This is a genomic window from Alteromonas sp. MmMcT2-2, from assembly GCF_022348305.1.
GTDB classification, from domain to species: domain Bacteria; phylum Pseudomonadota; class Gammaproteobacteria; order Enterobacterales; family Alteromonadaceae; genus Alteromonas; species Alteromonas macleodii.
Genome location: NZ_JAKRFA010000009.1, coordinates 63,516 through 79,477, shown reverse-complemented (window position 1 = coordinate 79,477; position 15,962 = coordinate 63,516). Strand labels below are relative to the sequence as shown.

The window sequence follows — 15,962 nt, the reverse complement described above, 5'->3', positions numbered from 1 at the left end:
GAGCTGCTGCCCCTCTGATCAGGACTATCGCTGAATTTTAGTCTAGTTTTTTAAATTGCCCCGTGAAGACGTCGCCAAAAACGCGTAAAATCCAGCGCCATGACAACTGCAATAGCTCCATCAGAATTAGCGCCAGAAACGCAACGTGTAAAAGCACCAGAAACCGTCTTAAAAGATGTATTTGGTTACGATGCTTTTCGCGACGGTCAAGGCGAAGTCATTCACCAAGTATGTGAAGGTAAAGACGCACTTGTTTTGCTTCCAACAGGTGGTGGCAAGTCGCTGTGCTATCAAATTCCTGCGTTAGTGCGCCAAGGCACCGCTATTGTTGTGTCACCACTTATATCGCTTATGCAGGACCAAGTAGAACAGCTTAAAGCGCTGGGCGTAAAAGCTGCCTATCTCAATTCAACGCTAGAAACAGACGAACAAGCACGCATAAATGACGCACTTCAAGCAGGAAAGCTCGACTTGCTCTACGTGTCGCCTGAGCGTTTAATGCAGTACTATTTTCAGCAGTCGCTTGCGCACGCCGACATTGCCTTATTTGCCATTGATGAAGCGCACTGCGTTTCCCATTGGGGGCACGATTTCAGGCAGGATTATCGCGCTCTGGGGCAAATAAAATCTCGCTTCCCTTCTATTCCTGTGATTGGACTCACAGCGACTGCAGATTCAGCGACCCAAGCAGACATACTGACGCAGCTAAACCTTAACGACCCGCTGGTTTATAAAGGCAGCTTCGACAGACCTAATATCCGCTACCGCGTAATGAGCAAGTATAAAGCGTTTGATCAAGTTGTTGCTTACGTAAAACAACAAGAAGGTAGCGGCATTATTTACTGTAACAGTCGCGCGAAAGTCGACGATCTGCACGCTAAATTATTCAGACAAGGTTTTCGCTGCGCGGCCTATCACGCGGGTATGGATAACGACGAGCGAGAGCTGGTACAACGCCAGTTTCTTAACGATAAAATTGATATTGTGGTGGCTACCGTTGCCTTTGGCATGGGTATCAACAAATCGAACGTGCGTTATGTGGTTCACCACGACGTTCCGCGCAGTGTTGAAAGCTATTATCAAGAGACCGGCCGAGCGGGGCGAGACGGCTTGGAGTCAGAAGCTTTATTGTTGTTTGATGAAAAAGATGCAGCCCGCGTAAAACAGTGGATAGAGCAAGGGGAAATAGCCGAGCGCAACCAAATAGAGTTACAAAAATTTGCGGCTATGGAAGCTTTTTCAGAAGCGCAAACCTGTCGTAGACAAGTACTCCTGAATTACTTTTCGCAGTTCAGTGACAGCGCCTGTGGCAACTGCGACATTTGCCTAGACCCACCTAAGATGATCGACGGTTTGGTGATTGCACAAAAAGTACTGTCGTGTGTACTTCGGCTCTCACAGCAAGCCTCTAGCCAGTATGTCATTGATGTCTTGCGAGGCAAGCAGCTTAGGCGCCTTCAGGAAGCAGGTCACCACCAGCTTTCCACGTACGGCATAGGTAAAGATAAATCGGATAGCTACTGGCACAACATTATCAACCAGCTTGTTCATAAAGGCCTTATACGCGTTGATATTACCGCCCATGCCGCATTGCGCTTAACCGAGGCCGCTCGGCCTGTGCTAAAAGGTGAAGTAGCGGTTCAGCTTGCCGTTCCGCGACTTGAATTTAAGCCCGACAAGAAAAAAGCAAAACAAGCGCCTGCCAATTACGATAGAACGTTGTTCACCCGTCTTAAGCACCTACGCAAAGTGTTGGCCGAAGAAAATGAAGTGCCGCCGTATGTGGTATTTAGTGACGCCACCTTAGTGGATATGGCGTGTAAACTCCCCACTACGCGCAACACCTTGCTTGATGTAAGCGGCGTAGGCCAAACCAAACTCGAGCGCTATGGTGAGGCTTTTATCCAGCTTATTGATGATTACATAAATCGAGAGCACTGAGGGCTTGCAGGCCAACTAGATTCTGTTTTCCAGCTGGCCGCAGGGTTTGCACAAAGTAAAAGTGCACGCAGTAGAGATAAACACACTAGGCGTAAGCGTATTCTCCCCCTTTCTCAAGCGCAGCTTTGTAGGCTTCTCTGGCATGAACTCGTTTTACGTAACCTTGAATGGCAGTAAAGTCCTTCGCACGCCCGCTGGCTACCAACGACTCTAACGGAAATATCATTTGAACATCAGCGCCGCTGGGTGCGTCACCCGCAAACCAAGTATTTTTCGATAAGTAAGATTCCACATAGCGTAAGCTCTGCGCTAAATTAGGGCCATAATAGGCATTTAAAATACCGTCTATCAGTTTGTTAGTAATTGGCTTAATAAAGAAAGGCTTCGAACCTTTTTGACGCGCTTTCTCCAGTACTAAGTTTGCCACTAGTGGCGGCATTAGCGAACCTTCAGCGAAATGCAGCCAAAACCAATACTGTTGAAGTGCCTCTGGGTCTTGAGGTACAGAAAATGCGTCTGTAGCGTGATGGCGAACAAGGTATTCCACAATAGCACCAGACTCGGCAATAGCACCGTGCGGCGTAGTAAGCACCGGAGAGCGTCCCAGCGGATGAACAGCGCGCAATGAATCCGGCGCTAGGTTTGTTTTACTGTCTCGTTGATAGAATTCTATTTTGTACTCTACGCCTAGCTCTTCAAGAAGCCACAAAATTCGCTGCGAGCGAGAGTTATTTAAATGGTGAAGTGTTAGCATACCCCGTCCTTAATACGCTTAGATTAACGCTATTGTTTTTGTGTTGTACTATATACACTTTATAAAGCAAGCAGGTTTACAATAACCGGCGAATTGATAAGTTCTATGCAAAATCTCACCAAAGAAGACATTCAACAGCACGCCGTGGTTAACGAACAAAGCGTAGAAATCCGCGTTGCATTACCTTTAACGCCTCTTAAAACTCAGCAGTGGGCAGAGCAGTTTTGTGAAATTTTTCACTTTTCACTATCCGACGCAGATTGGGGAGCCGATCGCTTTCAGGCGCTTGTTACCACCCAATCCAGCAATACAAATTTTCAATGCATACTATGCATTGAGTGGCTTTGCGAGGCGATATGGCTGGAACCGGTAGGCACACAACAATCACCGAATGCGATCTACCAGTATCTTCAAAACACGTAAGTATTACCGTGCCTTTTTCTTTCTGTTTGGCTTTTAGGACAGACTAGTATTATTCTATAGAAAACACATAATTAGCGCTTCAAGGATCATGCTAGTGCCAATCTCCCAGCTAACAAAGTACGTTGCAGCTTTGCTCATTAGTTGGGTGGTTCTAAGCATAAACGCCTTTGCCAGCCCGCGGCTTGTTATCGATGAGTCTTTCGAAAGGGAAATCATCAACCATTATGCACGGGTATCAATTGCACCTAATAGCGCAACCTATTTTGATGTATTGACGGGAAGCTCCACAAAAACACCAACAGCAACGGCTTCTTCAACAGAACGTGTGTGGTATTCAACAGAGCTTGTCCACTCTGGCTATAGTGCCATTCCCTTAGTGCTTAATATCGACCGTCTAAACGTTGATGATTTGCAGATTTATCTTCTAGACAGCAGCCAGCGAATTATAAAATCGTACCGTTATCAAGCTGGTAAAGGTGACTATTCGTTAAGACAACCGCTTCCAAATATCAGGCTTGCTTTCACCCTTCAACCATACCAAGACGCTCGGTTACTAATCGCAGTGAAAGACGAAGGGCTAAAGTACTTTCCAATGTCACTATGGGAGCGAGACCTGCTTGCTCAACACGACACTAATATGCTGACTTTACTTGGTGCTGTGTCGGGTGTGATGGCACTCATTGCTTCCTATTTTCTTTTTTCCTACTTATGTCAGCGCATTCCTACCCGCTTCTGGCTAACCATGTCGTCATTGGTGCTTATTGCGTTGCTGTTCATTACAGAGGGTGGCCTCGCGTTTTGGCCTAGCCTGACTAACGCCAGCGAGCATTTTTACGCCGTATGCTTCGGCGTATTACTACTGTGTATTGGAAAAGTGACTCATCACCTGTTCTCTCGTGTGCCATTCGTTTTAAGACTGCTAAATTATGCTCTACCTCTTGCTGCTACCATTTACTGTTTTACCGTAAATGCTTATATGGTCACAATCACGCTGCTTATACTCACAGCGGCGATGGGTTTGTATCACGTTACCCTCGCTCTTATCTTTAAAGACAAAGACAGTAGTGTTGTCAGCACCACTTATATTCTGGCCTGGCTATCTTTCTTTGCGTTTTACGCTTTGGTGACCCAAAACCTTTTCAGCGACCTTATTTATACTGTCGATGTCGCGATGGGTATGCTGTTTTTCTTAACCTTGGGTTTCCTGTGTTTTGGATTTGCGGTCATCACAAAAGAGCAGGTACTCAATCAACATAAGCTCTCCTCACAAGCTGAAACGATTTCTAGCTTAAATCACTTTTATGACTTGTTCCGAAACTCCGCTGAAGGACACTACACATCAACCTGGGACGGAAAGCTAATTTCAGTTAACCCTGCGATGTGCAAGGTGTTTGGGTATGAGAATGAGGAAGAAATGCTTAGCGAGGGGGCAAGCACAAAAGCCTTTTACGCATCACCAGAAGACAGACATGTATTGTTAGGTGAGATATCACAGCAAGGCCATGTCACCAGAAAAGAGATACGGGGAAAACGTCGGGACGGCACAGAGTTCTGGTTTTCATTGTCTTGCCAGATCCGCGAGAACGATGAAGGAACTTACCTGTACGGCTCAATTATTGATATCACGGAAAAAAAGCAATCCGATTTAAGCCTTCAGTATTTGGCTACTCACGACTCACTAACCGGTGTATACAACAGACGGCAATTTGAATCTGTTTTCAAGGAAAAAGTACATAACCACAGCGCGTTACCTGTGTGCATACTCTTTTTAGATTTAGACCGATTTAAAGTCGTTAACGACACCTGCGGTCACAAAGCGGGAGATGTACTCATAAAAGACGTCGCTCGCCTGATTGAAAATACGCTGCTACCCAACGCGCAGCTAGCAAGACTCGGGGGTGATGAGTTTGGCGTTATCTATTCAGATTTAGATGCTGATGCGGTATATCTCAATGCAGTGAAAATACTCAATGCAGTACAGGCCTATCGGTTCATGTGGGATAACCGAATATTCAATCTGGGCGTGAGTATTGGCATGGTTGTGTGCGATGATAGTAACGTTAGCTCAGGGCAGTATTTAAGTATGGCTGACGCCGCCTGTTATTTTGCCAAAGAGCAAGGCAGAAATCAGGTGCATAAATATAATAAAGATGACGAGAACATGCAGCGCTATCAGCGTGAGTTGGACTGGGTCTCTTCTATAAACAACGCCTTGGAAGAAGGGCGCTTTGAACTCTATTACCAGTCATTAAGGCCTTTGAGCAAAGCCAGCGATGGTCACTATTATGAAGTGCTATTGCGCCTAAGGGAAAAAGACGGGAAAATTGTTGAGCCCGCTAATTTTTTACCCACGGCCGAGCGCTTTGAAATGAATGTAAATGTCGACAAATGGGTAGTCACAAATACGTTCAAATGGCTGTCTGAAAACCCTGAACATCTCGCTGAGTTAAGGCGATGCAGTATAAACCTTAACTGCCATTCATTAGCAGACAGAGATTTTACGCTATTCATTTTAAACGCTTTCGAAACCTTTAATATTCCTTACAACAAGATCTGTTTCGAGGTGATCGAGTCGGTAGCGATAATAAAAATGGAGGACACCCTTGCCTTTATGCGTACCTTTAATCGCCTTGGGTGCTCGTTTGCTCTTGACGACTTCGGTAGCGGCTTCTCTTCGTACAGTTACCTCAAAAGCTTGCCGGTTAATCAGGTAAAGATTGACGGTATGTTTATCAAGGATATGCTGAACGACAGTGTAGATACGGCTATGGTTGCGTCAATCAATGATGTAGCGAAAGCCATGGGTATGCAAACCGTCGGGGAATTCGTTGAAAATGAAGGCACCATGGCACAACTTGGCAAAATGGGCGTTGATTTTGCCCAAGGCTATAGCGTTGCAAAGCCTGCCCCGCTGCGAGAGTTTACGCCACTTTAATAACGGCACTTAATATACGTCTTACGAAAAAAGTGATAGCACTAGCGTCAACTCGCGTATAATAAAATGGTAGACTTGCAAAAAAAGAAGTCATCCCCACTTATTGCCTACTGTCCAAAGTGTAGAAGTAACATGAGTAGCAAACAGCCTAAATACGAATATGTCAGTACCGCAAAATTACCCACTCGCATGGGTGATTTTAAAATACACGGCTTTGTTGAAGCCAGCGGCCAAGAACACGTTGCCCTTTCTTATGGAGAGTGGAAAGAAGACGACGTTGTGCCAATTCGTATCCATTCAGAATGCTTAACAGGCGATTCTTTATTTAGCACTCGCTGTGACTGTGGCTTTCAATTAGAAAAAGCCATGCAAAATATCGTCGATAATGGCCACGGTGTGCTTTTATACCTTCGCCAAGAAGGTCGCGGTATTGGTCTTTTAAATAAAATTCGCGCCTACAACCTTCAAGATAGCGGCATGGACACGGTAGAAGCTAACGAACATCTTGGATTTGACGCCGATTTAAGAAGTTACGATATCTGCAAGCTGATGCTAGATACGCTGAGTGTGAAGCATGTTGAGCTTATGACAAACAACCCGAAAAAGTTGGCAGCACTAAAAGCACTTGGTATAGACGTGGTTGCACGTAAGCCTATTGACCACGGTATCACCAAAGACAACAAGCATTACTTAAAGACGAAAACAGAAAAGCTTGGGCACGCTTTCGACCCCCACGTTTTCAAATAGACGAGTTCCTTAAAGACGCCCACACCAATGTGGGCGTTTTCTATTCAGCTTGGGTTAATCATAGACTGGTTATAACGTATACAGACTTACCATTTAGCGCGCGAAAAGCCGTTGCTCATGCGCTAAGGAGAATGTATGAAAAACATAACCTTATCTGTGATTGTCGCATTGTCTAGTGTTTCAGCGCTACCTGCCATCGCTCAGTCGAACGCCAACCTTGCACATGTTTCTGCGTCAACGCAGCAATATTCTGACGCTGAATTAGACAGTGTACTTGCGCCCATTGCGCTTTATCCTGATACCCTGCTTACTCACATACTGATTGCGGCTACCTACCCGCTTGATGTAGTTGCAGCCGACCGCTGGCGCCAAAGCAACAAACATTTAACCCCGGAACAGGTGGAAAATGTGCTGGCGAGTGTTAACTGGGATCCCAGCGTAAAAGCACTTGCTCCGTTTACCGACTTACTCAGCACCATGGCGAATGATCTTCAGTGGTTACAGCAACTTGGTGATAACGTATTAATTGATCAAAGCCGTGTGCTAGACCGCGTGCAGGTGCTTCGACAACACGCCTTCAACACTGGCAATCTGGTGACCAATGACTACATTGAAGTTGAACGGGAACGTGAGCCTACTCGCGAAATAATTTACATTGAGCCCCGTCAGCGGGAAGTGGTGTATGTGCCTTATTATGACCCTCATGTTGTGTACGGTCACTGGTGGCACACAACTTCACCAGTTCGCTGGCGTCATCACGTAAGCTATCATCATCATAGCAATGTCTATTGGTCTCCTAGTATTCATCTTTCTACGTTCTTTTTCTTTGGCAGCGTGCACTGGCATAACCGCCATGTGGTTATTCACCGCGAGCCTGTACGCCGGTATTATCACGGTAGCCCAAGAAAACGCGTAATAAGCCGAGACTATCGTCGCTGGGAACACAACACGGTGCATCGTCGTGCGCGTTACTCTACTCAAGTAGTTCACAATGCGCCTTCGCGATATGAACATGCGGGTGTGTCGCGGGCAAAGCACTTGTCTAATAAACACGTTAGCACGGTAAACACATCGAAACGCCACAATGACAAAAATACCGTAAGACCCATTGCGCGCACGGAAAATATCAAGGCAGTAAGACGCACTATTGAACCAAAAAAGGTAACGCCACTTAGAGAAAGTCGTTTTCAGAACAAACAAGACTCGGTAAGCCGCAAACAATCCATTGAGCACGCGCTAAAACGCAATCAAGCGGCGAGCAGAAGCGAGAAGCCGACTAGGGACCGGACGCTAAGCCAGTTAAAGCGGGACAAACCCGCTCGGATATCAACACCGTCAGAGTCGAAGCGATATGCTAATAGAGAAAACACGCTAAAGCGCCCAGCCAAACAAAACATAAATCGAGAGCGATTTGAAAGAACGAGTCCGCAAAACAAGCCGGTGGCTCGAGAGAGCAGTAAGCCAAGACGAATTGAGCGGGCGAGTACTTCTTCAGTAAGCCGTGCTCAAGTTAAGAATTATGAATCAAGCAGAAACAGGACGATAAAGCAGGGACGAACTGAGAAGACGCTGCGTTAGCACTAAATTAAAAAGTTAGTTTCCTATCAGTAAGCCAGCAAACCTATAATTTGCTGGCTTCACTTTTCATTTATTCAACGCTTAGGCCCTATTCAAATGAAAGCTTATCAATGCGTCGACAAAGCGCAGGGGAGACTGTTCATCTAAATTGAAGTAAAGAGAGGGCTCAATAAGTTCAAGTTCCATTATCGCCCAGCCACTGCCCTGCCTGACTAAATCAACCCGTGCATAAAGTGCTTCGCAAGGCATTTCTGACAATGCTTTCTGGGCAATATCAAGTTGTTCTTCATCTACGGCAATGGGATGTAAGCTCCCCCCGTGTTCTTCTTGTACGCGAAAATCGCCTTTCTGCGGCATCTTTTTAATGGCATGGCTGTACTTCCCGCCAAAATAGAAAAGCGAGTACTCCCCTTCTTCAACCACGCTATTTAAGAAAGGTTGAATCATGAAATCACGTTGATTAAACGTATCAGAAAGCACCTGTTGCTGTTCATGCCAATTTGAGACCGAGAGCTTAAACGTATCATCAGCATTAGCGCTAAGCGTAGGTTTAACCACCACAGTGTCGCAATTGAAATGGGAAAAGGCCTCATCAATAACACTGTTATTAAATGCATTACTCCACCGTGTACTTACAATAGGCACGCCCTTGTCCTGTAGGTCTTTTAAGTAGTGCTTTTCAATATTCCACTGCATAAGAGGCAATGGATTGAGCAAGGTTGCTCTCGACGCATCAATTTGAGTCAAACAAGCCAGAAAGGCCTCTGGATGCTGCTGATAATCCCATGTACTGCGCACAATCACGTAGTCAAACCTATCCCAGTTTTCTGACTGACTATGCCAAGATATGGTTTCTACAGACCAACCGTTATCATTGAAAAACGGGATCAAAAGCTCGTCGTACACAAAAAAGTCTTCAAGGTGGTCAGTAGAAAGAAAGGCGATGGCAGGCATGATTGTGTCCTTTAGCTTATTTAGGCATTCGAAGATTAAACTTTTTTAATAACAGTAACTTCTATACAAAAGTTAAATGGCGTAAAAACCGTGACTTACGTAAACTGTGGCGAAGTTAGCACACCCCTCATTTTTAACCTACACTTAATCCCAAATACTTGTCGGAGATTGGCATGCAGTACCCTTGGCTCCTAGAAGGTCACAAGATTTTTCGCGTTGTAATTGTTATCCAACTGCTGATTGCGATTGGCATCGGTTTTTATACTGGCGAAATTTTTCCTGCATTTGTTCTTGGTATTCCAATTGCTGCCGTACCACTTGTCCTTAGTTTGCAAACCCCCTATTCAGCGATAAGTCGCCATGCGATGGCTATCGGTGTTCAACTGCTGACAGCCCTCCACATCCACCAGTCATTCGGGTTAATTGAAGTCCACTTTGAAATCTTTGTTCTTCTGGCATTTCTTTCCTACTTTAGAGACTGGAAAGTGGTGGCAACCGGCACCGCAGTCGTTGCTGTACATCATATTTCGTTCTTCTTTTTACAAGCGGGCGGCGCGCCGTTATTTATTTTTGAAGAAGGTCACGTAACCTTTCCTATCTTGCTGATGCACGCCGTATTCGCGCTTTCTGAGGGCGGTGTTTTGATGTACATGGCTAAACAAAGTCATCAAGAAGGTGCCGGTGCGGCTGAACTGCGCTTAGCTATTGAGACCATGCAAAAGGGTGACGGTAGACTCGATTTATCTATTGAACTTAACCGAGGCCACAAGATTGTGAGACCTTTCGCAGAGCTCATCGACCAAGTAAAAGCATTAATTGAGCTTGCTTCAAATTTAACAGACGAAGTTGTTAGAGGCTGTGACAAGATGGAGCTGGCGGCAAACAACATGTTTGAAATCAGCAGAAACACTGACCAAGAGATTGCCATGGTATCGGCATCGTCAGAAGAAATCGCACAAACGATGCAGCTGTCTACCGAACAAACAACCCTTGCCAGCGACAAAGCCTCTGCGGCACAAAGTTCTTCGCAGACTACGCGAGACTCTATTTCCAACACAAGCCGCACCATAGATTCGCTGCGCAACACATTAAATGCGGCAGCGCAGACAAACTCGGCGCTTAACGAGCAGTGCGCGCATATTTCTGACGCAATGCGCTCCATCACCGCCGTTGCCGAGCAAACTAACTTGCTTGCGTTGAACGCAGCAATCGAGTCAGCCCGCGCAGGGGAACACGGCAGAGGTTTTGCCGTTGTTGCCGATGAAGTACGCACTTTGGCTATTCGCTCAAAAGAAAGTGCAGACCAAATCACAAGTATTACTGAGCAGCTAGTTGCCCAAACCGCCAGTTCAGTCGAACAAATGCAAACCTGCATTCAGCTGGTTGATGAAGCCGTTGTATCGAGCGATAACGCCACTTCAGCCATGACCCAGATCATGCAGCAAATTCGCGAAGCGAGCGAAAGCATGACCGAAATAGCGACATCAGCGGTGGAGCAAGAAACCGCATCGTCTTCTATAGCGCAAAGTACGGCGCGATTAAGCGAATTCACTTCTGAGGAACTGGCTACCGCTGAATCGCTAGCAGGCGAAGTTGAGGTGTTGTCACAAATCTCTCAACGCATGCGCAGTGCTATCGAGCGATTTAAGCTTTAACCAAAGCGCTAGAAGCACGCTGTTGGCATTTGGGTTATGCATAAAAAAACAAGCTGGATACTTTTGTTGTTATGGGCGGTGAGTTTACTCACCGCCTTGTTGGTTTACGGTCAGCGCCAGCTTTCTTCCTTCGACCCAAATGGTGATTTACTTCACCGCACAACAGCGCCTAATTTTGACGCTTCACTTGTCGAACTACTAAACGAACAAAATATTGCCCCTGGTTCTGTTATTCATGTGGGAACGCAGTCTCGTTGCTACTGTGAAACGTTAACTACACCTCACCAAACTCAGCTATTAACAAAGCTAGGAAATGACTTTCATCAAGTCAGAGTGAATATAGAAGACGTACCAGAACTCGCCGCTATGCTTGATGCAGTGCCCGCGCTTATAGTTTTAGACATGCAAAATCAGCTTCGCTATTTAGGTCCATACGCAACGGGCTACGGATGCTTTACCGGAAAGAACCTTGTCGAACAGGTTGTAAGCTATACCACACTACTCCCCTACAACGGTGCGGTAATTAACACTGATGCAACTGGATGCTTCTGTTAAACCCTTGGCATGGATTATGTAATTTATCTTTGTATATCGTGATACCACTATAAATATGGCAGAAGGCGCGCATATTTTGCGCACTAGGTGCCGTTTCGTGAAAGGTTTACAAGGAGTCCACAATGTCAAAGCGCGCCGTTCTTTATCGCATGGTTACCCCTGATCACATTTGTCCCTTCGGACTTAAGTCGAAAGATTTGCTAGAAAGGAAGGGCTACGATGTTGAAGACCATCACTTGTCCAACCGAAGTGAAACTGACGCTTTTAAAGAGAAGCACAATGTGAAAACCACGCCGCAAACGTTTATCGATGATAAGCGAATTGGTGGCTATGATGACTTACGAGATTATTTCAATTTGAAGCAAGAAAGTGAGTTCGGTTCGCGCTACACACCTATCATTGTGATTTTTTCTTTAGCCGCCCTTGTGGTATTTGCGCTCATGCTAAAAGGTGGACTCCCGACAGGTATTGAACCTTTCATAATGAATTTCATTGGCGTCACCATGGTGATCCTCGCATTGCAAAAACTACAGGACATTGTAGCGTTCTCAAATCAATTCATTACTTATGACTTACTGGCAATGAAGCACGTAAGGTACGCGTATGTGTACCCTTTCGCAGAAGCGTTTGCTGGGCTTGGTATGCTAGCGGGGCTTCCCGCACTATTAGTTTCACCTGTTTCTATTTTTATCGGTGCAATAGGTGCAGTTTCAGTTATTAAAGCGGTATATATCGATAAACGTGAACTTAAGTGCGCCTGTGTGGGCGGTAATTCAGACCTTCCTCTTGGGTTTATCTCGCTTACCGAAAACCTTGCCATGTTAGGTGCTGGCCTTTACATGCTTACACGATGGATAGCCTAAGTTAAATGAAGGCTGATGCACCGGTGTTGAGCTGGTATCTATTACCGTGTTTACCCGTTGAATTAACAACACGATAATTCACTTGCTATGAAGCCCTATTGAGTTTCTTCAATAGGGCGGCTCATACCTTTAAGGTGCGACACCACACTGCGGCCTAATGCACTTAAATCGTAGCCACCTTCTAACATGCTGACTATGCGACCATGGCAACACTCGTCAGCCACTGCGCGAAGTTGTTGGCTTATCCAGAAATAATCGTCTTCCACCAGTCGCAAATGCGCCATTGGATCTTCTGCGTGGGCATCAAAACCCGCTGAGATAAAAATCAGCTCAGGTTGAAAGTTGCACAATGCGTTAAACCAGTGCTGCACTTTTTCTCTAAATACCTCACCTGTAGAGCCTGCTTCTAGCGGTACAGAAAGAATATTACTTGCCGACACCGGTGAACCACTGTGTGGATAAAAAGGATGCTGGAAACTGCTGCAAAGCATGATGCGTTGATCGCCAGCAACAATTTGCTCGGTACCGTTTCCGTGGTGAACATCAAAATCGATTATGGCAACGCGCTTTAGTTCATAGTTTTGAAGGGCATAGCGCGCGGCTATAACAATGTTATTAAAAATACAGAAGCCCATGGCGCTGTCGTATGTAGCGTGGTGACCTGGCGGTCTTGTCGCGCAGAACGCCTGCCTGTCACTGCCTTCCATAACCCAATCCACCGCGTTACATCCCGCACCAGCCGACTCAAGTGCTGCATTTAAGCTGTGTCGCATCAAGCCGGTATCTTCGTCTAACCATGCCACGTTATCCTTGCGTTCGGAATAGAGCGTTTTTTCGTGGTCGCTAAATATGGACTGAGCCGCATGCTCAAACACACTTTTCACATAGTAAGGGTCATGGGCTAACTTAAGATAAGCTTCAGCAATTGGCGTAGCATCAGCGTGCTCACACACCATATCGAGTCCAGAAGACAGTAATTGGTCGTCTATGGCGAACAGGCGGTCCGGTGACTCGGGATGATCTTTCCCCAAGTCGTGTTTAGTGCCGTGTTTGCCGCGAAAAATTTTAATTGTCATGCGAGTGATGCCACATCTAGTACTAACTCTATGTCACTGGGGTCGCCAGTGAACTTCCGTTTAAATTGCGCTTGCTCGAAAATGGCAATCATCGGGCTGTTATCGCCACGCACGTAGGCCATCATCTTTGCAATGCCTCTTTTTTTCGCAACGTTGATCAATTCGTTTAGCAGCCTGCTTGCCATCCCCTTCCCTTGCTGGGTTTCACGGGTAACAAACGCTGCTTCACAGGTATTGTCATTTGGATTGAAGTAAAACCGCCCTACTGCGTGAATGGTAATACGGGAGCCTTCTTGCCTTACAATACATAACGCAGCATCTGAGCTTTGATCCACCGACACTAAATTACACGACTTTTCGCGCGACATTTGCTTCGGGTCGTAGTTGTAACGCAGCCTTAGTGTTTCTTTCGTATGGGAGTAAAAGAATTCCTGCAAACGCCTTTCATCGGCGGGGTTCAGCGGGCGCATGTAATAGGTTTCCCCCTGAATATTCAGTTTTTTAAGCTGAATAGCACCCAGTTCTGGAATATCGGTTGGATACTTTTCCTGATAATGAGGTACCCAATAATGCTGTCTTACTTCTTCTAAGAGCGCTGCACGGAATTTGGGGTGTGCCACACGAATAAGTTCCAATGCACGCTCTCGAATGCTTTTGCCTTTAAGCGATGCTATGCCGTATTCGGTCACCACGTACTGAACATTCCCCCGCGAAGTAACAACACCCGCCCCTTCACTGATACGGGGTGTGATACGGGAAATGGTTTCATTCTTGGCAGTAGAAGGCAGCGCTATAATCGCTTTCCCACCTTTACTGATAGACGCGCCCGTTACGAAATCAACTTGCCCGCCTATGCCACTGTAAAAGTCGTAGCCCAATGAATCGGCGACGACCTGACCGGTTAAATCCACTTCAAGCGCACTATTAATGGCAACCATATTATCGTTCTTGGCAATATTGGTGGGTTTGTTTACGTAGCTACTTGGATAAAATTCAATGTGAGGGTTGCTGTCGATTAAATCGTAAAGCTGGCGAGTACCAATAGCAAAGCTAGTAACAATTTTACCGGGGTGAAAAGTCTTCTTCTTGTTGGTGATAGCACCCGACTCCAACAGTTCAATAATACTGTCGGTGAGCATTTCGCTGTGAATGCCTAAGTCTTTGTGGTTACACAGATATTTAAGGGTGGCACTCGGTATTTTCCCAATACCAAATTGCAGCGTTGCACCATCATCCACCAGCATTGAAACATACTGACCAATTCGCTCTGCCACCGAATCGATAGGCGGCGGCGTTACTTCCACAAGCGGCTCTTCGGCTTCAATGCAGGCCGTTATTTCGCTGATATGAATATAAGAGTGCCCGGCGGTTCTTGGCACCTGAGGATTAATTTGAGCAATGACCTTTTTGCTTTGTCTGATTGCCGACATAGCAATATCCACAGCAGGACCTAGTGAGCAATAACCGAATTCATCGGGTGGGCTTACGTTAACCAGCGCAGCATCCAGTGCTAGCGTACCGTCGCTAAATAAGCTTGATATTTCAGACAGGAAAACGGGGGTATAGTCAGCGCGGCCCTCATCGACCGCCTTACGCATGGCTTCGCCACCAATGAAGAATGTATTCGCTTTAAAGAGGTTTTTATACTCTTCTTTCACCCATCGGGTGTCGCCTAAAGCCAGCATATGAACCAGCTCGATGTCGCTAAACCCTTCGCTGTTATCAATGAGATGCTGCACTAGTGCATGCGGCACCGAGGCATTTCCGCCAACAAAGACACGGCAACCAGACTTTATCAGCGACGACCATTGTGGCGCTTGAGGTAAACTAAATGTCATTTCCATCTGCCCTGTTTTAAGCAATAACTCATCATGCCATAAAAACAGGCGCTTTCCCGCATTTGCTTAAGCGTGAACTATAAGCGATTGGTCGTAGGCTTACCGATTCATCATTAGTATCGAAATTTTTCCAACCAATTTCTGAAAAACGGAGAAATAACAGATTTGCTATTCGCTAGGCGATGGCCGTCATTAAGTAACAAGAGCTGAGCTTTTTGATGGCGCGCATACTTTAAGCTATTTTCGATAGGCACGATATCGTCATTCCAGCCGTGCACTAGGCTCACGTAGCCGTCGTAGGGGAACCGTTGAATTTCGTAGTTTGGCAAATACAGTGCAGGAGCCATAAGGAATACGCCTCGTGCCGAGATTTGGCTTGCTGCGGCAAGTGATACATAGCCGCCCATGCTTGAGCCAACCAGAACAACATCATTGCACTTTTCAGCAATAAACTCTTTAAGTCGCGCTAGGCGAGCTTCCGGGCAGTCGAGATCTTGATAATCAATACTCTCGACGCCAAAACCCATATCGCTCGCTACATTTGAAAGCGTTGTTATTTTACTGCCCCATGGACCGCTTTCTTTGCCGTGAGAAAAAACAACGGTGGTCATTACCGATATCCCTATTCAAAAATGAAAAGTTT

Annotated in this window: 13 protein-coding genes; 8 read left to right on the top strand and 5 right to left on the bottom strand. The window is 46.0% G+C overall.

The genetic code is table 11. The features are described from left to right. Positions 1 to 99 precede the first annotated feature (99 nt). Positions 100 to 1,941, top strand: coding sequence for a DNA helicase RecQ (gene recQ / locus MHM99_RS07870; protein ID WP_049587101.1), 1,842 nt, complete (start codon positions 100 to 102; stop codon positions 1,939 to 1,941). A gap of 85 nt (positions 1,942 to 2,026) precedes the next feature. On the opposite strand, the gene MHM99_RS07865 is transcribed toward recQ, so the two are convergent. After that, positions 2,027 to 2,695: a glutathione S-transferase gene (locus MHM99_RS07865; protein WP_014975342.1), complete on the bottom strand. Its 669-nt coding sequence runs from the start codon at positions 2,693 to 2,695 to the stop codon at positions 2,027 to 2,029. Between the two features lie 105 nt (positions 2,696 to 2,800). Between MHM99_RS07865 and MHM99_RS07860 the strand changes: the two genes are divergently transcribed. The 4 genes from MHM99_RS07860 to MHM99_RS07845 all read left to right on the top strand — a co-directional run bounded on the left by MHM99_RS07860 (position 2,801) and on the right by MHM99_RS07845 (position 8,378). Beyond that, on the top strand, positions 2,801 to 3,118 hold the full coding sequence (locus tag MHM99_RS07860; RefSeq protein ID WP_014975341.1) for a hypothetical protein: 318 nt from the start codon (positions 2,801 to 2,803) through the stop codon (positions 3,116 to 3,118). 88 nt (positions 3,119 to 3,206) lie between these two features. Beyond that, positions 3,207 to 6,053 (top strand): EAL domain-containing protein, encoded by a 2,847-nt coding sequence (locus MHM99_RS07855; RefSeq protein WP_231514229.1) that lies wholly within the window; start codon positions 3,207 to 3,209, stop codon positions 6,051 to 6,053. Positions 6,054 to 6,185: 132 nt separating this feature from the next. Beyond that, positions 6,186 to 6,800 carry a GTP cyclohydrolase II gene (gene ribA, locus MHM99_RS07850; protein WP_049587102.1) on the top strand — a complete coding sequence of 205 codons (615 nt, stop codon included), beginning with the start codon at positions 6,186 to 6,188 and terminating at the stop codon, positions 6,798 to 6,800. 135 nt (positions 6,801 to 6,935) lie between these two features. Next, positions 6,936 to 8,378: a DUF3300 domain-containing protein gene (locus tag MHM99_RS07845; protein ID WP_049587104.1), complete on the top strand. Its 1,443-nt coding sequence runs from the start codon at positions 6,936 to 6,938 to the stop codon at positions 8,376 to 8,378. Positions 8,379 to 8,459: 81 nt separating this feature from the next. On the opposite strand, the gene MHM99_RS07840 is transcribed toward MHM99_RS07845, so the two are convergent. Then, complete coding sequence (locus MHM99_RS07840) at positions 8,460 to 9,332, bottom strand: hypothetical protein (protein ID WP_049587105.1); 873 nt, start codon at positions 9,330 to 9,332, stop codon at positions 8,460 to 8,462. A gap of 173 nt (positions 9,333 to 9,505) precedes the next feature. On the opposite strand from MHM99_RS07840, the gene MHM99_RS07835 reads away from it, so the two are divergent. The 3 genes from MHM99_RS07835 (at position 9,506) to MHM99_RS07825 (ending at position 12,405) form a co-directional block, all read left to right on the top strand. Further along, entirely contained in the window at positions 9,506 to 10,987 is a 1,482-nt protein-coding gene (locus tag MHM99_RS07835) for a methyl-accepting chemotaxis protein (protein WP_049587106.1), read from the top strand. A 36-nt stretch (positions 10,988 to 11,023) separates the two neighbouring features. Beyond that, positions 11,024 to 11,542, top strand: coding sequence for a DUF6436 domain-containing protein (locus tag MHM99_RS07830; protein WP_168462699.1), 519 nt, complete (start codon positions 11,024 to 11,026; stop codon positions 11,540 to 11,542). Positions 11,543 to 11,664: 122 nt separating this feature from the next. Next, on the top strand, positions 11,665 to 12,405 hold the full coding sequence (locus MHM99_RS07825) for a glutaredoxin (protein WP_069943519.1): 741 nt from the start codon (positions 11,665 to 11,667) through the stop codon (positions 12,403 to 12,405). A gap of 95 nt (positions 12,406 to 12,500) precedes the next feature. On the opposite strand, the gene MHM99_RS07820 is transcribed toward MHM99_RS07825, so the two are convergent. The 3 genes from MHM99_RS07820 to MHM99_RS07810 all read right to left on the bottom strand — a co-directional run bounded on the left by MHM99_RS07820 (position 12,501) and on the right by MHM99_RS07810 (position 15,930). After that, positions 12,501 to 13,481, bottom strand: coding sequence for a histone deacetylase family protein (locus MHM99_RS07820; RefSeq protein WP_168462698.1), 981 nt, complete (start codon positions 13,479 to 13,481; stop codon positions 12,501 to 12,503). After that, the gene (locus MHM99_RS07815; RefSeq protein WP_014947829.1) at positions 13,478 to 15,319 is read right to left on the bottom strand and encodes a bifunctional acetyl-CoA hydrolase/transferase family protein/GNAT family N-acetyltransferase; all 1,842 of its coding nucleotides are present in this window, start codon (positions 15,317 to 15,319) and stop codon (positions 13,478 to 13,480) included. Before MHM99_RS07815 ends, MHM99_RS07820 begins: the two co-directional genes overlap by 4 nt. A gap of 113 nt (positions 15,320 to 15,432) precedes the next feature. Further along, on the bottom strand, positions 15,433 to 15,930 hold the full coding sequence (locus tag MHM99_RS07810) for an alpha/beta hydrolase (protein ID WP_014947828.1): 498 nt from the start codon (positions 15,928 to 15,930) through the stop codon (positions 15,433 to 15,435). Positions 15,931 to 15,962: the final 32 nt, after the last annotated feature.